Genomic DNA, 18,129 nt, shown 5'->3' with positions numbered 1-18,129 from the left:
AAGGATCAAAGCTAGGGATCGCCCAGCCGTTCGACGAGCTCGCTGGTCTCTGCTTCGCGGCCAGGCTGAATAGATTGCAATTTCGCGCGCATGCGATCGATCGACACTGCGGAAAAAAAAGCCCATCTTCGGATTTTGTATCCGTAACCGCCAACAGATCTGCTGGCTCGTTGAGCCTCATTTGTCGTCTCCTCGCTCAGAGCATCAAGCATTGCAAACACATCCTCCTCGGCGACGTTGCGCGTCAGTGAAATTCGTAGACAAGCGTGCCAACTGGCACCGTTGGCGGCAGGATGAGCGGATATCGAAGCCACGAGCCTGCAGTGCAGAGGCAAGCCGCATTGCGCGGGCATTGTCGCCAACGATACAGGGCACAATCTGCGAGCCCGAAGGACTTTGCCAGCCAGGTTTACGCATCTGCCGATGCGTAAACGTGACGAGCTTGGCCAGATGCCTGACGCTCGGACTCCTCCTGCAGGATCGACAGCGCTGTCCGCACGGCGATGGCCATCAAGGGCGAGGGTGCGGTGGCGAAGATGAATGGACGACAGCGATTGACCATTAAATTGCGCAGCACACCGGATGCAGCGACAAGCGCGCCGGCGGCAGCGAGCGCCTTGCCACAGGTGTGAACGACCAGAAGATTTTCGCGCCCCTCACAAGGCGCGGTTAGCTCCCGCCCTTGCTCACCGTAGACGCCTGTATGCGCCTCATCCACGATCAGGAATGCATCGGGTCAGTCCGCGATTGCGACAAGGTCTTCGAGCGGCGCGAAATCGCGATCCCTGCTATAGAGACTTTCGACCACGACAGTTTCAAGCTCTTCGGCGCGACACTCCGGACGTGGCCGATCCAGACCGCGCCGTCGACGGTCGCCCGGGCCAGCGCACCGTCGCACTGCGCCACCACGGTGACGGGTTCGCCGGAGATGCCATGGGCCAGATGCGCATCGAACAGCCGGACGTCCTGCCAGAACAGACTGTCGGTCAGGCCGGGCATGCCGTCGGCGCTGTCGATCTTGCGAAGCACCTCGACGGATGTGTCGTGCTGCCAGTCGATCGCGCGATCCGCTTGCCGGCAGGGCACCCCGCACGCAAATGCGCGGATCGTCGCTCGCCATTGGCGCGGGCGCCTCGTGCCCGGCCTCGATCGCGGCAATGGCCTCGAGCACCGCCTCCAGCGCGTAGGAGGTGACCTCGTTGCGGTAGATGGTGGACTTCGCGGCACGCCGCATCGGGAACGTGCGATGCACCCAGATTGGACCGGCGTCGAACTCGCCATCCGCCTGCAGCACCGTGACACCCCACTCCGCGACGCCCTCGAGAATGGCCCAGTCGAGAGCCGCAGGACCGCAGTCACCGGGCGGGCCGGGGTGCATGATGAGGCAACGCACGCCACGCCAGACATCGTTCAAGAACGGCGCGATAACGAGGTCGGGCCGATACAGCGCAACGCTTTCGCGGGTCACGTCGGGATGTAAATCGAGCTCGACGGAGACCTCATGGCTACGCTCGCAGAGTTCGACATGCAGCCGCTGCGTCAAGTTGTTGAAGGAATGCGACAAAAGCAGAATGCGCATCCTGAGCCTCAACAGATCCGGGGTAATTGTTCGCCCGATAGCCAGTCGACGATCCTTCCGCCGCCAAAGCTCGTCGCCATCTGCACGAAATGGTGGTCGTCTGCCACGGCCTCGCCGATCTCGGCGGCATCACGGCCGAGCGGGTGCATCCGCATCGCCGCAAGCACGGCTGCTGCAACCTCGGGCGCCACAATCGCTGCCAGCTTCCCTTCGTTGGCGACGTAGAGCGGATCGAGCCCGAGCAGTTCGCAGGCCGCAGCAACACCGGGCTTCACCGGGATTGCCGCCTCCTGAAGTCGGAAGCCGAGGCCGGACTGTTGGGCGATCTCGTTCAGCGTAGCGGCGAGCCCACCGCGGGTGGGATCGCGCATCAAACGGATGCCCTTGCCGCCGGCCGCCAGCATGCTCGCGACGAAATCATGCAACGACGCGGAATCCGAGACGATCTCGGTCTCAAAAGCGAGGTTCTGGCGTTTGGACATGATGGCGACGCCATGATCCCCGAGCGTTCCAGAAATCAGGACACGATCGCCGACGCGGGCATTCCCGGCAGAGAGGTCGAGCCCGGCGGGCACGACACCGATCCCGGCGGTCGAGATGAACAGGCCGTCGGCCTTGCCGCGCTCGACGACCTTCGTGTCACCGGTGATGATGTAGACGCCCGCAGCTCGCGCGGCTTCGCCCATGGAATCCGCAATCATCTTCAGGTCGGAGAAACGAAAACCTTCCTCGATGATGAAGCTCGCCGAGAGATAGAGGGGCCGCGCGCCGGCCATGGCGATGTCGTTGACCGTGCCATGCACGGCGAGCGAGCCGATATTGCCGCCCGGAAAGAACAGCGGCAAGACCACATAGCCGTCGGTCGTCATCACCATGCGCCCGGCGCCGACATCGAACGCAGACTGGTCGTTGCCGCACGCCAGCCATTCATTTCCGAAGGCCTCGTGGAACAGGCCCGAGATCAGTTGCGACGTCGCGCGGCCACCGGACCCGTGGGACAGGTCGACGCAGCCGTTCCTTATGTCGAGCTTGCGCTGATGGGCTTTCATGAGGCCCGCCGTTGCTGATGATCGCGGAAGCGGCCGTAGGTCCAGTGTGCCGCACATGCACCCTCGGACGAGACCATGCAGGACCCCATCGGCGCCTCCGGCGTGCACACCGTGCCGAACAGCTTGCAGTCAACCGGCTTCTTCACGCCGCGCAGGATGGCGCCGCATTCACAGGCCGGATTGTCGGCAACCCGAAGCTCGTTCATGTCGAAGCGGACCTCGGCATCGTATTTGTCGTAGGCCCGCTTCAGCTTGAGCCCGCTATAAGGCACTAGGCCGAGACCGCGCCACTCGAACTGGTCGCGCAGCTCGAAGATGTCGGAGACCTCCTCCTTGGCGCGCAGATTGCCGTCACGGGTCACTGCGCGGCTATACTGGTTCTCCACCTCATGTCGGTGCTCGTTGACCTGCCGCACCAGCATCAAGATCGCCTGCATCATGTCAAGCGGCTCGAAGCCCGCGATCACCACCGGCCTGCCGAATTCTTCGGCAAAGAACTCGTAAGGCTCGGTGCCGATGATGGTCGAGACATGGGCCGGCCCGACGAAGCCGTCGATCTCGACGGGGCCGATATTGCGGATATCGGGGCTTTCCAGGATGTTCTGCATCGCCGGCGGCGTCAGCACATGATTGCAGAACACGCTGACGTTCTTGAGCTGCTTCTTCTCGGCGAGCCGGATCATCACGGCGGTCGGCGGCGTCGTGGTCTCGAAGCCGATGGCGAAGAACACGACCGAGCGGCCGGGAATTTCTTCCGCAACACGGATTGCATCAATCGTGGAATAAACCATACGGACGTCGGCGCCGCGCGCCTTGGCCTTCAGCAGCGAGGCACCCTGCGAGCCCGGCACCCGCATCAGGTCGCCGTAGATGCAAAGGATCACGTCCGGCCGTTCGGCGAGCCGGATCGCCATGTCGATGCGTCCCGCTGGCAAGACGCAGACAGGGCAGCCGGGGCCGTGGATCATCCGCACGTTCTTCGGCAGCATGTCCTCCAGCCCGTAGCGGGAGATTGCATGCGTGTGGCCGCCGCAAAATTCCATGAAACGATAGGATTTTTCCGGATCGGCCTCCGAGCGAATCGCCTTCCCCAATCCCACCGCGATCTCCTTGTCGCGAAACTCGTCGGCATATTTCATTGCGCGGCCTCCCGGCTTTCGGCGCCGATTTCACGCAACAGCTCCAGCGTCCGCTGCGCCTCCTGCGCATTGATCTTGGTCAGGGCGTAGCCCACATGGATGATCACGTAGTCGCCGACGGCGAGGTTTTCGATCAGCGCCACCGAGATCTCCTTGCTGACACCATCGATCGAGACGACGGCCATGTCGTCGGGCAGGAGCTTTGTGACCTCAGCAGGTATCGCGAGACACATCAGGCGTTTCCCTCCAGGCCTTGCTGTTCGAGGAGTTGGAGCGCGGCGACCCAGGCCTGCCCGAGGCTGAGGCCGCCGTCATTGGACGGCACCTGGCGAGGCAGCAACGGCGAGAGCCCGGCGGCGACGCAGCCGCGCCCGATCTCGTCTGCGAGGATGGCGTTGAGGAAGCAGCCACCGCTCAGGATGACAGTCGTGACGCTGGTCTCCAGTGCCGCGCGCGCGATCCAGTCGATGCAGGCGGCGGCGAAGGTGCCATGGAAGAGCTCGGCCCCATCGACCGGATCGACCGCGAGGCGCTCGAGCAAGGGGAAAAGAGACAGCACGCCACTCTCGATCGTCCCTCGGCGAGGCGCAGTGTGCGGACACGCGCTTCCAGCTTCATTGCGGCTTCGCCCTCGTAACTCTGCACCGGACAAAGACCAAGCAGCCCCGCCGCCGCGTCAAACAGCCGGCCGGCGCTGGTCGTCGTCGCCATGCCGGGTTGGTCGAGCATAGCGCAGAGACGCGCAGCCTGCGGCTGCATCGCAAAGCGCTTCGCAATCGCGTCGCCGCGCCGCAGGGCATGCAGCACGCTCGCAGCCATGCGCCACGGCTCGCGCGTCGCGCGATCGCCACCCGGCATCTTCATCGGGGCCAGATGTCCGAGTCGCTGGAAGCGTGCACCATCGCACGAGAGCAACTCGCCGCCCCAATTGCCACCGTCGCTGCCATAACCGAAGCCATCGAGCACCAGCGCCAACGCCGGCCCTGCGACGCCATGTTCCGCCATCGCGGATGCCGCATGGGCATGGTGATGCTGGACCGCGATCAGCCGCCTCCCGCTGGCTTCGGCGAAACGCGTCGAGGCCATGTTCGGATGCAGGTCGTGGGCGATGACGACTGGGTCGATGTCCAGCGTCGAGAGCAGGTGATCCACGGTCTCCTCGAAAAAGCGAATGCCGTCCGCGGTGTCGAGATCGCCAATGTGCTGGGAGACGAAGGCTTCGTTGCCGCGGATGACGGTGACCGTCGACTTCAGCGCGCCGCCGACCGCAAGCACCGGCGGGACCGACTTCGCGAGCCTAATCGGCTCTGGAATATAGCCGCGTGCGCGGCGGATGAACTGCGCCCGCCCCGCGACTACCGACACGACAGAGTCGTCCGCGCGGGTGACGATATCGCGGTCATGCGTGACGATCAGGTCGGCGATGCCGGCAAGCCGCCGTTTGGCCTCGTCATTGACGATCACCAGCGGCTCGCCGCCAGGATTGGCGCTGGTTGCCACGATCGCCCAACTTGCGCCGTCCGCTCGCGGATGCCCCGAATTGAGCGCCTTCAGCACCAGATGATGCAGCGGCGCGACGGGCAGCATGACCCCGATCCGCGACAGCTCCGGCGCAATCCCGGGCGCGAGCATATCGCGGGATCTCATCAGCACGATGGGCCGCGGCGAGGATTCCAGCAGCGCGAGCGCGACCGCATCGATTTCAGCGATCTCGCCGACCACATCCGCCGAGCCGACCATGACGGCGAACGGCTTCTGGTTGCGATGCTTCCGGTGCCGCAGACGCCACACGGCAGCATCTTCACGGGCATTGCAGAGCAATTGATATCCGCCGAGCCCCTTGATCGCGACGATCCTCCCGTCGGCGATCGCAGTGGCGATCTGTTTGGTACCATGACTGATCCTTGGCCCACATCGCGGGCAGGCAATTGCTTCGGCGTGGAAGCGACGGCTCGCCGGATCGGCATAGTCTGCTGCGCAGGCCGTGCACATCGCGAAGCGCCTCATCGCGGTGGTACCGCGGTCATAGGGCAGCCGCTCGGCGATGGTGTAGCGCGGGCCGCAATGGGTGCAGTTGACGAAAGGATAGAGATGGAAGCGGCTCGCCGGATCAAACAGCTCGCTCAGACACTGCGGACAGGTGGCGGCATCGGCGGCGATCCGGGTCGAGACCTTGCCCTGCTCACTGGCGCGGATGTGGAACTCGTCGCTTTCGGTGATGCCGACCGGTTGCACAGAAATCTCGTCTATCCGAGCCAGCGGCGGTTTTTCCAGCGGGAGCGCATGGACAAAATCGGCGGCGCGGTCGCCCTCGACCTCGATCACCACGCCATCGGGATCATTGGCAACGAAGCCGCCGAGCCGATAGCGCGCGGCGAGGCCGTAGACGTACGGACGAAAGCCCACGCCCTGCACGGCGCCGCGCAGATGCAGGCGCAGCCGTCTTCGGTCTCGCGCCATGGCCTCGCCGCTCATGCTCATCCCGACACCGCCATCTCGGTCGGCTTCATCTGTGCAACTCGCTTACGAATCCAAGCATAGAATGCCGCAAAACCCTCACCGGTGCACGCCGACACCGTCAAAACCTCGATCTTCGGACTGACCCGGCGCGCATATTCGATCGTCCTTGCAAGATCGAAGTCGAGTACGGGCGCAAGATCGATCTTGTTGATCAGCATCAGAGAGGAGGCTGCGAACATGTCCGGATATTTCAGCGGCTTGTCCTCGCCTTCCGTGGTCGAGAACACCACGATCTTGCAGGCCTCGCCGAGATCGAACGCCGCGGGACAGACGAGATTACCGACGTTCTCGATGAAGAGGATGCCGCCGTTAAGCCAGGGCAAGCGGTCATAGGCTGCGCCGACCATGGCGGCATCGAGATGGCAGCCCTTGCCGGTATTGACCTGGATCGCCGGCACGCCGGTCGAGCGGATCCGTTCGGCATCGTTGGAGGTCTGTTGATCGCCTTCGATTACGCCGATGGGAAAGCTGTCCTTCAGCTCGGACACGGCGCGAACCAGAAGCGAGGTTTTTCCGGCGCCGGGGCTCGAGACCAGGTTGAAGACGAGCAGGTCGTCGGTGCGGAAGCGCGCGCGGTTGTCGGCGGCAAGCCGATTATTCTTGCCGAGAATGTCACGCTCGACCTGGATGATGCGGTCGCTGCTCATGCCGGCGATCTGCTGGCCTGCCGGGTTGGCGCTGCAATCGACCAGTCCGCCATCGCCGGGCGCGTGATCATGATGATGGTGATGGTCGTCGCTGTGCCCATGATGATGCGAATGATCGTACCCATGGGAATGATCATGGGAATGATCATGGGTGTGTTCTGTGGACGCTTTGGCATCGCGGCAACCGCATACCGTGCACATCAGTCGACCTCCAGTTCCCTCACGCGCATGTCTTCGCCGCCGGTCACCTGCAATTGATAGCTGCCGCAGGACGGACACGGCTCATAGCGCTGCTTGATCTCGACGCCTTTGGAGCAGGCCACGCACCAGGCCGCTCCCGGCGTCTCGACGATCTCGAGCCTTGCTCCTTGCGCAATGGTGCGCGCGGCGACGGCCTCGAAGCAGAACTTCATCGCCTCAGGCGCAGCATGGCTGAGCGCGCCGATCTCCAGGCACACGACGTTCACCCTAGCGAAGGCGTGCTTGCGCGACTCCTCCTGGATAATCTCGACGATTCCCTGGCACAGCGCCATCTCATGCATGGCCGATCTCGCGGAAGCTGAGGCTGAAGCCGACGCACGGATCGAACGAGCCGACGAGCGCGCGGACCGCATCCAGCCCCTGCCGGCCCCCGGCGAGAACGGAGCCCTGGAGGCTACGAACCAACGGACCGCGGGCATGGAAATTCCACTCCGTCGGCGCCAAGAATTCGAAGCGGAGGATGCGGTCTTCATCGTCGAGCTCGACGGCATGATAGAGCCGGCCCCGCGCGCATTCGACGGCACCCGCGCCTCTGCCGGTCCCCAGCCGGTAGCTCTGGAGGACACCGTCCTCGACTGTCCCATCGTCCGCCTCGAGGAAGCCGCAGAGCCGCGCCACTTCCGCGATCCGCGCCTTCAGACGCTCGGCGGGCCCCGCGCCCGGCGGCAGGATCGGCTCGCGCCTAACCCGCCGCGCCCAGACGCCGGTCTCCGGAATCCGGCCGTGGAGATCAGGCGCATCGGAGAATATCGCGCCATCGGCAAGCAGCCGCATGACGATTTCGAGATCGTCGGCTGCCGACAGGAATGACTGTTCGACGACCGGCGGCAGCAAGGCATCGCCATCGAAATTCGCAAGATGTACCGCCAGCGCGCTGCCGGCCCGCGGGGTTTGCTCCTCGCTCGCGATCCCGAGCGCGGTGAGCGATGTCCTGATCTTCGCCACCGCCTCGCGGCGCGAGACCGCTTCCCCGCGCTCGGCGATGCTGCCACCCAGAACGGCCGTGGCCTCCATCATGGCACGAACCGCTGCGGCGCCGGCGCCGTCAAGCGTGAGACGGTCAACAAACAGGCCGCGTAACAATTCGGTCAGGCGTTCGGCAACGACAGCGACGACGCGACCGCGCTCGATCTGGAGACCGGCATCCTCACCCCGCGCCGCCTCGACCGCGGACAGGAAAGCTACCTGATGCGCCATCGAGCACAGGGAGAACAGACGCGGCAGCACTGATGGCAGTGACGAGGCCAGCTTTCCCGCGAACAAGCGCGTCAACGGCGGCCGGCTGCGCGGCCGGATCGCCACGTCGGCGATCGTGCCGCCGGCGAGCCACACCGTGATGTCGATCTCGTTCCGGAAGGCCAGGCTCATCCACACCGCTCCGTCAGAACACCGCGCAGGAAGTTACGCCGGTCGATCGGGCTTGTTGCGGGCTCGCGACAACGGACCGCCTCCTCGCTGTCGGCCGGCAGCATCAGTTCGGCGAAGGTCGCTTTGGCCGTCGCCCGCGCGGCGACTATGTCCGCAAACTGGAACATCGGCGAGAACAGCGAGCAGCTCGCGATCCGGCCCATTTGTCCGACCTCGCTGACAGTGAATTCGACATCGCCCGCAGGGAAGCGGATTCGCAGGCTCGGGCCCGAAGTATCCCGCGCGATCACGCTCGCCGGGATCACCACGTTCATGAACCAGGGCGTGACCATGATGCCGATGGTCGTGCCGTTGAACCAGCGGAAACCGACCGCTTCGACGTCGAGCGCGTCGTTGTAGATCGGCAGATCGCGCATCGCGCGCTCGCCGATCTCCCGATAGCTTCCTGCCAAGAGCTCGCCCCACGCTTCGGCGTTGGCGTCGCTGGCAGGAATTTGCGCATCTGCCGTCATGACTGGAGCGCCATGAACTTGGATTTTGGAGAGTCGCAGTTCGGGCAGCGCCAGTCTTTCGGCAACGCCGCGAACGGAGTGCCGGGCGCGATCTGTGCCACCCCGTCGCCATCGCTGGGATCATAGACCGTCCAGCAGATGCTGCATTCCAGCCGCGTGACATCAGCGACGTCCTGGCGCAGGCCAAAATTCTCGAACCCGCTCATTTGAAATAGGCCTCGATGATCTCCTGAAGCCGCTCAGCCGAGTCCTCGAAGTCCTCGTCAGCCGCAATCGCCACCGTGGGCACGCCGCCGACCTCCAGCGTATCGAGGATGACGGTGTCCATGGCGTTGAAGAACTGCACCGACCAGACATTGCGGATGCCCGTGGAGAGCACCCGGCAGGTACCGTAGCCGCGAGAAAGCAGTTGGATCGGCCCGTTCTTGATCGTGTCCTGGAGAAAACTCATGTCGACCGGGCTCATCGGCAGCAGCGTGAAATTGATGATCTGCGAGCGGATGCCCGGCCGCCATGCGAGCGCCCGCTCGCGGATTTCCGCAAGCACCGGCAGCACGTTCATGGCACCTTCGGGGGCCTGCCCGATCTCGAAATCCGCAGCCGTGAGATCGGCAGCGGCGCGCTTCACGATCTCCGGGATCGGCCCGACCTCGAGATATTCGTGATTGGCGTCGCTCCCGAGCCGCACGCGCCAGATCCCGGCCAGCACAGCTTCCTGGATCTGCGCCAACGATCCATCGGGCAACGCAACCACGGCGGCCGCTTCGCCCTCGCCCATCACGTCGGCAATCAGCTTGCGCTCGAGATCGTTGAGATTGCTAAGCCGAAACAGTTGCGTCGGCATGTCGGCCTTCTGGCTCGCGATCGCTGCGGTCACCTTCGACAACAGCTCGATGGCGTTCGGGCAGATCCTGGCGAGTTCCGCGCTGTCGAGCGTGGCAAGCTTGGCCAAGGCACCGGCCGCGGTCAGGCTGCCGCCCGTCGCGTTCAGGCTCTCATCGCCGATCGGAAACACGTTGATCGGCTGCTCCGCGCCCTCGGGCGCAGTCCAGAAACCCGCTTTCATAGTTCAACACCCTGGCGGTGCTGGGGAACGATGGTTGTCATGACAACGGCGCTCGTGCCGCGCGGACGGTCGATCAGCTTGGTGATGCGGTCGACATAGATTGACCAGTCCTGGATCTTCGCGATCAGCTCGAGTGTCTCGCCGTTGGCGACGAAGATCAGCGTCGGCTGCACGCGCACGCCAAAACGGTGGCCGAGTTCGCTCTCGGCACCGCGGGCGATCACCGCGGCACGCAACCGACCCTTGAATGCCTCGATCAGCTCCGGCAGCACGACCGCGACATCGATCGCCTCCGGAAAACGCGCGGGGTCTCCCGCCGACAGCAACACGGCGATGGCGCGGGCCTCGTCGGTCGTATTCAGAAAACGATCGACCGTCGCAGCATCCACCTCGGGCAAGCCACGCCGCGCCAGATCCTGCCTTCGCTGCTGTAATTTCATCAGACCTCCCCTGACAAGCTTATGATTCTGCTGGGAACAGCGATCAGCAAGGTACGTGCCAAGGACGGTTATCACCTTTCCTGATTTATCTAATTGATTTGAATCATATATTTCCACGACAGGAGATGCATCAATCCCAAGACGGAAAGCTAATTTCCATATCGGATGAAAATGAACTTAGCAGATAGACATTTGTCTTCCAGCGAGGTCGCGGGCGGCTCTCGCGGAGCGGGCTGCCGCCCTAATCAAGCCGGAGATGCTCGGGCAGTTGCGGCTCGCGGTCAATGAGGTCGGCGAAGAAGCGATCGCAATCCTCGCCATTGATCGCTGCGCCCAGACCGTCGATCGCGGCACCGATCAGGAGCGCCTCGGCCTGATGCAGAAGCCGAACGGCGGTGTCGATACAGACCAGCACCCTGGCACCGGCCGGCGGGTTCGAGAGCAGCAGCATCGAAACGCGCCGCTGCTCACCTCGGAACTCGCACAGCGCCGATATCCCGTCAGTCTCAACGATCGTCATCGGCAAGCCGAGGCACATGGTGGATCTCCGACGGTGCAGCCGGTCAGGCAGGCCGCCCCCTCATCTCGTAATGCTGATGATCGATGTCGTTGGCGAGCAGCCGCTCCGATTCTGCCAACGGCGCCGTGCGCGGCATCACCTCGACGCCCCATTCAGCCAGGATCTCGCAACCAAGCTCTAGCGCCGGCGCGATCTGATCGCGCACCGGCTCCGTCAGCGGCCCACCCCAATTCTCGACGTCGAGCGGCTGGCAGCCGATCAATACGAGATGTCGCGGACAACGGCCAAGCAGGTCGGCAGCGCTGATGACCTCCTGGAAGCCGGTCTGGTGCAAGCTCATCTTCTTGGCGCCGGTGAAACGCGGCACCTCGTCGTCACGAACGAGCTTCAACTGCCCGGGCTCGAGCCCATAGTCGATCGCGTCGAACACGATCAAACGATCCGCATCCTCCAGGTAGTTCACGAGGTAGAGCCCCTGCGTGCCGCCGTCGAGAATGGTGACATTGTCGGGCACGGCGTAGCGGCGGTGGAATTCCTCCACCGCGCGCACGCCAAAGCCTTCGTCGGCCCACAGGATGTTGCCGATGCCGAGCACCAGGATGCGGTTTGCTTGCGAAGATGTCGGCATCGGTATCATTCCAGTTTCTCAGTCGCGGAATTGCCGCTCGCCGGAGATCATCGAGGAGATGATGCTCTGGCGCGACATGACGTCCTCACGGACCGCGGCGTAGATGTGCACCATCACGAACACGACCAGCGCCCACATGCCGAGATGATGCCAGGTGTGAACGTCCTGGCTGTTCGGCCAGATGGCGAACACCCAGCCGAACAGCTTGTGCTGCCAACTGTCGATGCCCGCACCTTCCGAATAGAGCGCAAAGCCGGTAACGATCATGAACGCCACGAACAGCGTGAAGCCCGTGAACATCGCCGTCCGCGCCAGCGGGTTGTGGCCGACATACATCTTCGGCTCGCGCTCCAGGAACGCATACCAGCGGATTTCATGCAGCACTTCCTTCCAGAAGTGCTTGCGATGCACCGGCAGATAGAAAATCTGCCGGGAATGGTGATTTCCGACGAAGGCCCACAGAATGCGGGCAAGGAAGAACACCGCCAGCACCTGCCCCGCCGCGAAATGGGCAAAGCGGATATAGCCCATCACGAAGTTCGCCGAGGCCTCACCCTCGACCGAGGGCAATGGCGTTCCGATCAGATAACCAGTCACCATCAGCATGATGATCGTGAACGCGTTCACCCAGTGGCAGATCCGCACCGGCGCTTCGTAGACATAGACGGCGGGACGGCCGACCGCATGTTCGCCGGCCGCCTCGGCCGCTATCGCGGAGAGGTCCGGCTCGGCTTCCGCCGGACGTGCAGCTACATCCATCATGGCGTTTCCCCCTGCTTCACCTGATCTTGACGCTGGCCATTTCCTGGCCGTCCGGACTCATGACATGCGTGGAGCAGGCCAGGCACGGATCGAAGGAATGGATCGTCCGCAGGATCTCTAAGGGCTGCTCGGGATTGACCATCGGGGTGTTCATCAGCGAGGCCTCGAATGCACCGATGTTCCCTTGCGGATCGCGCGGTGAGCCGTTCCAGGTGGTCGGCACCACGCACTGGTAGTTGTCGATCTTGGCTTCCTTGATCCTTATCCAGTGCCCCAGCGCGCCGCGCGGCGCCTCGGTGAAGCCAAAACCCTTGGCCTCCTTCGGCCAGCTCTCCGGCTTCCACTTGTCGACGTTCGCGGTCGAGCTGTCGCCGGCCTTGATGTTGGCGACGAGCTTGTCCTGGAAGTAGCGCATTTGTCGTCCGGCCCAGACCGACTCCAGCGCGCGCGCCGCCGTGCGACCGAGCGTCGAGAATAGCGCCGACAGCGGAAGGTCCATATCCTTCAGGAACTTGTCGACAGGATCCTTGAACTCGGCCTTGTTCTGCGCATAGCCCACCACCCAACGCGCCAGCGGGCCGACCTCCATGGCGTGACCCCGCCAGCGCGGCGCCTTGATCCATGAATATTTTCCGCCCTCATCGAGCTGCTCGATCGCGGTCTTGGTGCCTTTCGCATTGGGTCCCAGCACGTAGTTCGGCTCGGTCAGGCCGTCCCAGGGATGGAGTCCCTTGGTTTCGTCGGGATATTTGTACCAGGAGTGAACCACGAACTCCTGGATCTCATCGGGGTTGGCATGATCTACGGGAAGCACCTCCGAAAGATTGCCGTTTATGATGGCGCCCCGCGGCAGCTTCAGGCTTTTGGAGGAGTAGTCGTTGGCGTGTTCCGGCACGTCGCCATAAGAGAGTACGCTCTTGCCGGAAAGACCGCCGCCGTAGAGCCAGTCCTTGTAGAACGAACCGATCGCCGCCACGTCGGCCAGGTAGACCTGCTCGTTGAACTCGATCAGGCGATCGATGATCGACGAGATCAGGTTCAGGCGCTCGATGTTGATGGCACCGACCGCGCCCGTGCCGTCGACGTTGATCGGACAGGGCGCGCCGCCCACGAGCCAGTTCGGATGCGGATTCTTGCCGCCGAAGATGGTGTGGATCTTGACGATCTCCTTCTGGAAATCGAGCGCCTCCAGATAGTGCGCAACCGCCATCAAATTGGCCTCAGGCGGCAGCTTGTACGCCTTGCTGCCCCAGTAGCCGTTCTTGAAGGGCCCCAACTGCCCCGACTCGAAGAACTTCTTGAGACGGGTTTGCAGGTCCTTGAAGTAACCCGGCGACGACAGCGGCCAGCTCGAGATCGACTGCGCGAGGGTCGAGGTTGCCCGCGGGTCGGCCGAAAGCGCGGAGACCAAATCGACCCAATCCAGCGCGTGCAGGTGATAGAAGTGAACGACGTGGTCGTGCACCTGCAAGGCAAGCTGCATCAGATTGCGGATCGAATTGGCGTTCTCCGGAATGGTGATCTCGAGCGCGTTCTCGACCGCGCGCACCGAGGTCAGCGCGTGCGTGCCGGTGCAGACGCCGCAGATCCGTTCCGTGAACGCCCAGGCGTCGCGGGGATCGCGGTTCTTCAGGATCACCTCGATCCCGCGCCACATCGTGCCGGTGGAGACTGCGTTTCGGATGACGTTGTCGGCGTCGACATTGACCTCGACCCGCATGTGACCTTCGATACGGGTCACCGGATCGACCACGATGCGCTTGCCGGAATTGTCGAGATTGAAGCCGTTGGGAGTCTGGATACCCATGATTTTCTTACCCTTGGATCTCTTTGGCGGCTTAGCTGGTGCGGTGCGCGTCTTTGCGCTTGCCGGCGAGCCGCTTCACCGCGGTCACCGCTGCATGCGCGGCGACTGTCGCACCGACGGCTCCGGCCGCCACCATGCCGATCTGGTCGGCGTTCTTCTCGATGCCGAACTGCTTGATGTTGGTGAGACGGTCGTAGAACGAACCCTTGTCCCAGAATCCGTCTTCCGAGCAGCCGATGCAGCCATGGCCCGACTGGATCGGGAAGGAGACGCCGCCATTCCAGCGCACAGTCGAGCAGGCGTTGTAGGTGGTCGGGCCCTTGCAGCCCATCTTGTAGAGACAATAGCCCTTGCGCGCCGCCTCGTCGTCCCACTCCTCGACGAACTGGCCGGCGTCGAAATGCGACCGCCGGTAGCACTTGTCGTGGATGCGCTGCGAGTAAAACATCTTCGGCCGGCCCTGACGGTCGAGCTCGGGCAATCTGCCGAAAGTGGTGATGAAGGTGACGGTGCCAGTCATCACTTCGGCGATCGGGGGGCATCCCGGCACCTTGATGATCGGCTTGTTGGGGATGACCTTGTCGATGGGCGTCGCCTGCGTCGGATTGGGCTTGGCCGCCTGCACGCAGCCCCACGAGGCGCAAGCGCCCCAGGCGATGATCGCCATCGCATCCTCCGCCATCATCTTCAGCTTCTCGACGAACGGCTTGCCGCCGTCGATGCAGAACATGCCGCCTTCGTTCAGCGGCGGATTGCCTTCCACTGCGAGAATATATTGCCCTTTGTGCTTGGCGCGGGTCTCTTCGAGGATCGCCTCCGCCTGGTGGCCTGCGGCCGCCATGATGGTGTCGTCATAGTCGAGCGAGATCATCGAGAGCACGGCATCCTTCACCAGCGGGTGCGCGGAACGAATGAAGCTCTCGGAACAGCAGGTGCATTCGAGGCCGTGCATCCAGATCACCGGCACGCGCGGCTTGGTCTCGAGCGCGTTCGCGATGCGGCTCGCCGCCAGCGGACCGAGGCCGAGACTCGTCGCGGTCAGGCTGCAAAATTTGTGAAAGCTCCGACGGGTGATACCTTGTCGCCTGATCACACTGTAAAACGTTTCCGTCGCCGCGCCCATGAATCCTCTCGCCTCGGCTTTGACTTGTCTATGACGCCAAGGACAGCAAGAAGCAGGCCAAGCACTGGAAGAGGTAAGGAAAGTAGAGTAGAGTGATACCAAATTGTCGCAGATTTGAAATGCTCGAATTGCGGTGCGCGCGCGTGCCGCGACCGAGAAAAGCGGAAACAATTCGATTTCAGGCGACAACGAACTTTCCGCCCCCGCGCGAGAGACCACTCAATGCGCGGTGCACACGATCCAGGGATCGAACGAGCGCACGACATGCTGGATGGCGACCGAGCGTGCGCCGGCGTGGCCGAGATCGGTGCCGATCAGCGCCTGCTCCAGCGGGCCGCCGTCATCGGCCGGCTAGAAGGCCACACTATGCAGCCACTTCCCGGCGAAGATACCCATGGGTTCGAGCAGCCGCGCCCGCGCCGGCAAGACATCGCGTGCCGCAGTGCCGCGCGTCGCTGCGAAACGGTCCCGTGTCTCGTCATGCATGCGCGGCACAGGGCTCGCGAGCGAAATGCGGCATGAAGAAGATGTAGAAGTGTGTGAGATGATCGGCGGCATTCTCCGCCGCATGCGCGAGATTGGTGGCGAGAATCCCGTTCGGCGCGACCTCGGCCGCCATCGCATCGCGAGGAGCGGCAGCCGCGGCGACCGACTGCGAGACCGAGCAGATGCCGCGGATCCGCGGCGCCAGCGCCAGCGCCTCGGGGGCGGACGCCCCTCGATGATGTGCTCGAAGTCGCGATACAGCGGCGCCGTCACCTCCGCGCGCATGCCCCGCCCACTCTCCACATCGAGGCCAACTTCGAGATCGCCCTCGATGCGTTGAGCGACCGATCGTGTTGCGCGTCATGGCGTGCGCTTGGCCGTCGGGTGGCCGGGCGGCACGACCACGTGGTCCGCGGTCGACTCAGCCACACCCCTCGCGGCGTCGCCCACTTCGATAGGGCCGCGAGCGCCATGAACCAGGTCTTGGGCATGTCGGTCGGAAGTCCGACGGCAATGCCGGTAAGCTTTGCGGATGTCTCTCTCCACAGTGAAACGCGAAGCGACTTGCTCCTGCGCGAGCTCCCTCGGTACATCTGGCGCGTATGCGCGATGTTGGAAAGACAACCAATCTTACGGATGTGAAAGGTGGTAGTCGGACGGGGGAGCCCGCAACGCGCGAATTGATAAATTTGAACTTGAAGGTCGGGCTTTCTGGCCTCACAGTAGTACGGTTGGCGATAGGCTTTTTGCTGACGTGATGGAGATTCGTTCACGATGTCATGGCGTCCGCGTGACTCAATAGCGGCCACCCACGCCGAAGCCAAACTTATCGCATATAAAATAAGACAGAACTTCCTTCGCTCTGTAAACCGCCACTGCCTCGGCTTCGGAATGTCGTTTTCGCGACACACGAGCGTGCATTGAAACACGGCCGCGTCGGAATCGAACACAACACACATTTTCCGAATACAGAGTGCACATGCAGGGAGGACCAGACCTTGATGACGGAAACGATCGCCTCGATTACGCAGGCGAAGGAGCCTAAGTACTGTTCGCTCGAAACGTCGGCTGGTTCTGCGACGTGATATCCGCGAACAGGAGCAGCATCCCGCAGATGGGCGCTCGCGTCGGGCTGCGTCGCGAGGGCCATCGCCGCAATCCTTCAGTCGAGCTTCGCTGGGATCGCTCCAACCGCGGGCGTATTGTCATCAGCACTAAAGCTGTGATGCCGTGCGACATCCGCGTCGAAGGACTAGCCTTGCATCTCACGTCTCGTCAGGTCGTAGAAACTTACGAGAGACGGCGCTTCACCGCGGATGCCAGACCCACGGTGCGCCTAAATGCCAGGACTGGAGGTAGTGAACTGCAACCAAAGCAAGCGCGAAGACAAAGTGGCGGGCTGGAAAGCCCTCGCTCTCGGCTCCAGACGATGATCCATATTGTGATTGGAACAGATCGCAAGCGCGCAGGCGCTGAGATTTATCAAGCGGGAGAATTACAAGACGTTGCAGACGTTTGACGGAGCGGCATTCGAGCGGGAGCGGGACGCGTTGGCCTCGATTTACGATTGATCAGACATTATATCTTATATTAGCCGGCGTGGCGGCTATCTCTACAATCTCTGGAAGTGCACCAACAATCCGCGGGGCCTCTGGCGACGAACCACTCTGGAAGAATTCGAGCGCCGCGTTGTGGGAAATTCTGCTCGACATCGGCCAGCTCGGTATCAGCGAGGGCGAAGACTGGCTTCTGAATGCGACGGCCTCGCTGCCCGGGGCTCATGGACGCACGAAACTGAGCCTGCCGGCGCGCCAGCGATGCTGTCACCTTGCGTGAGTTCAACATCGACGCGAAAGCGTTCGCTCGCGATAGCTTCGTGTTGCCGGAAGCCAAGCGACGCTGAATGGGTTGATCTCGATACGGTGGTGCTGTCGAGCTCTTTTGGGCGGGACATGGCGACGACATCTGGCTATGCGCGCACGGTGCGGCTGTGGTGGCGCGGCACGGGGGCAGATCAAGCTCCGGTGATCTTTGACATTGCAGCCGATCTCATGGCAGAGCCCATCGCAATGTCGACCATACCGTTGCGCGAGCGCGGATGTGGTTCGTCGATCAGGTCAGCGCGCGTGCGGAGAGCTTTGCTCTACCGAGCTACACCACCACCGGCGACACGACCTTGCGCCATATCGGGGACGCGTGATTTGGTCACGCGAGATCGGGAT

15 protein-coding genes and 5 pseudogenes are annotated in these 18,129 nt (G+C 63.1%); all 20 read right to left on the bottom strand.

Going from position 1 to position 18,129, the window contains the following annotated elements; all coding sequences use genetic code 11:
- Positions 1-11: 11 nt before the first annotated feature.
- Positions 12-811 (bottom strand): annotated as a pseudogene (locus tag IVB24_RS08695) (aminotransferase class I/II-fold pyridoxal phosphate-dependent enzyme); the annotation flags it as partial.
- A gap of 71 nt (positions 812-882) precedes the next feature.
- Positions 883-1,281, bottom strand: a pseudogene (locus tag IVB24_RS08690) (hypothetical protein); the annotation flags it as partial.
- A 306-nt stretch (positions 1,282-1,587) separates the two neighbouring features.
- Positions 1,588-2,628 carry a hydrogenase expression/formation protein HypE gene (hypE, locus tag IVB24_RS08685; protein WP_247772649.1) on the bottom strand — a complete coding sequence of 347 codons (1,041 nt, stop codon included), beginning with the start codon at positions 2,626-2,628 and terminating at the stop codon, positions 1,588-1,590.
- On the bottom strand, positions 2,625-3,767 hold the full coding sequence (gene hypD / locus IVB24_RS08680) for a hydrogenase formation protein HypD (protein WP_247772648.1): 1,143 nt from the start codon (positions 3,765-3,767) through the stop codon (positions 2,625-2,627). Before hypD ends, hypE begins: the two co-directional genes overlap by 4 nt.
- The gene (locus IVB24_RS08675) at positions 3,764-4,000 is read right to left on the bottom strand and encodes a HypC/HybG/HupF family hydrogenase formation chaperone (protein ID WP_247282131.1); all 237 of its coding nucleotides are present in this window, start codon (positions 3,998-4,000) and stop codon (positions 3,764-3,766) included. Before IVB24_RS08675 ends, hypD begins: the two co-directional genes overlap by 4 nt.
- Positions 4,000-6,248, bottom strand: a pseudogene (hypF, locus tag IVB24_RS08670) (carbamoyltransferase HypF). The gene IVB24_RS08675 and the pseudogene hypF overlap by 1 nt, the downstream one beginning before the upstream one ends.
- Positions 6,245-7,135 carry a hydrogenase nickel incorporation protein HypB gene (hypB, locus tag IVB24_RS08665; RefSeq protein WP_247772647.1) on the bottom strand — a complete coding sequence of 297 codons (891 nt, stop codon included), beginning with the start codon at positions 7,133-7,135 and terminating at the stop codon, positions 6,245-6,247. The pseudogene hypF and the gene hypB overlap by 4 nt, the downstream one beginning before the upstream one ends.
- A complete protein-coding gene (gene hypA, locus IVB24_RS08660) occupies positions 7,135-7,476 on the bottom strand; it encodes a hydrogenase maturation nickel metallochaperone HypA (RefSeq protein ID WP_247772646.1) in 342 nt (113 codons plus the stop codon). Before hypA ends, hypB begins: the two co-directional genes overlap by 1 nt.
- A complete protein-coding gene (locus IVB24_RS08655; protein ID WP_247772645.1) occupies positions 7,469-8,563 on the bottom strand; it encodes a nickel-dependent hydrogenase large subunit in 1,095 nt (364 codons plus the stop codon). The genes hypA and IVB24_RS08655 overlap by 8 nt, the downstream gene beginning before the upstream one ends.
- Entirely contained in the window at positions 8,560-9,075 is a 516-nt protein-coding gene (gene hybE, locus IVB24_RS08650; RefSeq protein ID WP_247772644.1) for a [NiFe]-hydrogenase assembly chaperone HybE, read from the bottom strand. The genes IVB24_RS08655 and hybE overlap by 4 nt, the downstream gene beginning before the upstream one ends.
- On the bottom strand, positions 9,072-9,281 hold the full coding sequence (locus IVB24_RS08645) for a rubredoxin (RefSeq protein ID WP_247772643.1): 210 nt from the start codon (positions 9,279-9,281) through the stop codon (positions 9,072-9,074). The genes hybE and IVB24_RS08645 overlap by 4 nt, the downstream gene beginning before the upstream one ends.
- Positions 9,278-10,141 (bottom strand): hydrogenase expression/formation protein, encoded by an 864-nt coding sequence (locus IVB24_RS08640; RefSeq protein ID WP_247772642.1) that lies wholly within the window; start codon positions 10,139-10,141, stop codon positions 9,278-9,280. Before IVB24_RS08640 ends, IVB24_RS08645 begins: the two co-directional genes overlap by 4 nt.
- Complete coding sequence (locus tag IVB24_RS08635) at positions 10,138-10,581, bottom strand: hydrogenase accessory protein (RefSeq protein WP_247774058.1); 444 nt, start codon at positions 10,579-10,581, stop codon at positions 10,138-10,140. The genes IVB24_RS08640 and IVB24_RS08635 overlap by 4 nt, the downstream gene beginning before the upstream one ends.
- Before the next feature lie 241 nt (positions 10,582-10,822).
- Complete coding sequence (locus IVB24_RS08630) at positions 10,823-11,119, bottom strand: HypC/HybG/HupF family hydrogenase formation chaperone (RefSeq protein WP_247772641.1); 297 nt, start codon at positions 11,117-11,119, stop codon at positions 10,823-10,825.
- A gap of 25 nt (positions 11,120-11,144) precedes the next feature.
- The gene (locus IVB24_RS08625) at positions 11,145-11,729 is read right to left on the bottom strand and encodes a HyaD/HybD family hydrogenase maturation endopeptidase (RefSeq protein WP_247772640.1); all 585 of its coding nucleotides are present in this window, start codon (positions 11,727-11,729) and stop codon (positions 11,145-11,147) included.
- A gap of 18 nt (positions 11,730-11,747) precedes the next feature.
- Positions 11,748-12,491, bottom strand: a complete 744-nt coding sequence (gene cybH, locus IVB24_RS08620; RefSeq protein ID WP_247350405.1) for a Ni/Fe-hydrogenase, b-type cytochrome subunit — start codon at positions 12,489-12,491, stop codon at positions 11,748-11,750.
- A 16-nt stretch (positions 12,492-12,507) separates the two neighbouring features.
- A complete protein-coding gene (locus tag IVB24_RS08615; protein ID WP_247772639.1) occupies positions 12,508-14,298 on the bottom strand; it encodes a nickel-dependent hydrogenase large subunit in 1,791 nt (596 codons plus the stop codon).
- Between the two features lie 31 nt (positions 14,299-14,329).
- The gene (locus tag IVB24_RS08610) at positions 14,330-15,421 is read right to left on the bottom strand and encodes a hydrogenase small subunit (RefSeq protein ID WP_247772638.1); all 1,092 of its coding nucleotides are present in this window, start codon (positions 15,419-15,421) and stop codon (positions 14,330-14,332) included.
- A gap of 354 nt (positions 15,422-15,775) precedes the next feature.
- Positions 15,776-16,240 (bottom strand): annotated as a pseudogene (locus tag IVB24_RS08605) (nickel-dependent hydrogenase large subunit); the annotation flags it as partial.
- A gap of 27 nt (positions 16,241-16,267) precedes the next feature.
- Positions 16,268-16,440, bottom strand: a pseudogene (locus tag IVB24_RS08600) (HupU protein); the annotation flags it as partial.
- Positions 16,441-18,129 lie beyond the last annotated feature (1,689 nt).

The organism is Bradyrhizobium sp. 192 (genome assembly GCF_023100965.1).
In the GTDB taxonomy this organism is placed as follows: domain Bacteria; phylum Pseudomonadota; class Alphaproteobacteria; order Rhizobiales; family Xanthobacteraceae; genus Bradyrhizobium; species Bradyrhizobium symbiodeficiens.
The sequence above is the reverse complement of the archived record's forward strand: the minus strand, read 5'-3'. Positions and strand labels throughout refer to the sequence as shown.

What these genes read in the sequence shown, in the direction of transcription:
- IVB24_RS08655 (WP_247772645.1), bottom strand. Translation starts at nt 8,563, where the DNA reads ATGAGCCTGGCCTTCCGGAACGAGATCGACATCACGGTGTGGCTCGCC.
- IVB24_RS08630 (WP_247772641.1), bottom strand. Translation starts at nt 11,119, where the DNA reads ATGTGCCTCGGCTTGCCGATGACGATCGTTGAGACTGACGGGATATCG.
- IVB24_RS08610 (WP_247772638.1), bottom strand. Translation starts at nt 15,421, where the DNA reads ATGGGCGCGGCGACGGAAACGTTTTACAGTGTGATCAGGCGACAAGGT.
- IVB24_RS08615 (WP_247772639.1), bottom strand. Translation starts at nt 14,298, where the DNA reads ATGGGTATCCAGACTCCCAACGGCTTCAATCTCGACAATTCCGGCAAG.
- hybE (WP_247772644.1), bottom strand. Translation starts at nt 9,075, where the DNA reads ATGACGGCAGATGCGCAAATTCCTGCCAGCGACGCCAACGCCGAAGCG.
- IVB24_RS08625 (WP_247772640.1), bottom strand. Translation starts at nt 11,729, where the DNA reads ATGCCGACATCTTCGCAAGCAAACCGCATCCTGGTGCTCGGCATCGGC.
- hypE (WP_247772649.1), bottom strand. Translation starts at nt 2,628, where the DNA reads ATGAAAGCCCATCAGCGCAAGCTCGACATAAGGAACGGCTGCGTCGAC.
- hypA (WP_247772646.1), bottom strand. Translation starts at nt 7,476, where the DNA reads ATGCATGAGATGGCGCTGTGCCAGGGAATCGTCGAGATTATCCAGGAG.
- hypB (WP_247772647.1), bottom strand. Translation starts at nt 7,135, where the DNA reads ATGTGCACGGTATGCGGTTGCCGCGATGCCAAAGCGTCCACAGAACAC.
- IVB24_RS08640 (WP_247772642.1), bottom strand. Translation starts at nt 10,141, where the DNA reads ATGAAAGCGGGTTTCTGGACTGCGCCCGAGGGCGCGGAGCAGCCGATC.
- IVB24_RS08645 (WP_247772643.1), bottom strand. Translation starts at nt 9,281, where the DNA reads ATGAGCGGGTTCGAGAATTTTGGCCTGCGCCAGGACGTCGCTGATGTC.
- IVB24_RS08675 (WP_247282131.1), bottom strand. Translation starts at nt 4,000, where the DNA reads ATGTGTCTCGCGATACCTGCTGAGGTCACAAAGCTCCTGCCCGACGAC.
- cybH (WP_247350405.1), bottom strand. Translation starts at nt 12,491, where the DNA reads ATGATGGATGTAGCTGCACGTCCGGCGGAAGCCGAGCCGGACCTCTCC.
- hypD (WP_247772648.1), bottom strand. Translation starts at nt 3,767, where the DNA reads ATGAAATATGCCGACGAGTTTCGCGACAAGGAGATCGCGGTGGGATTG.
- IVB24_RS08635 (WP_247774058.1), bottom strand. Translation starts at nt 10,581, where the DNA reads ATGAAATTACAGCAGCGAAGGCAGGATCTGGCGCGGCGTGGCTTGCCC.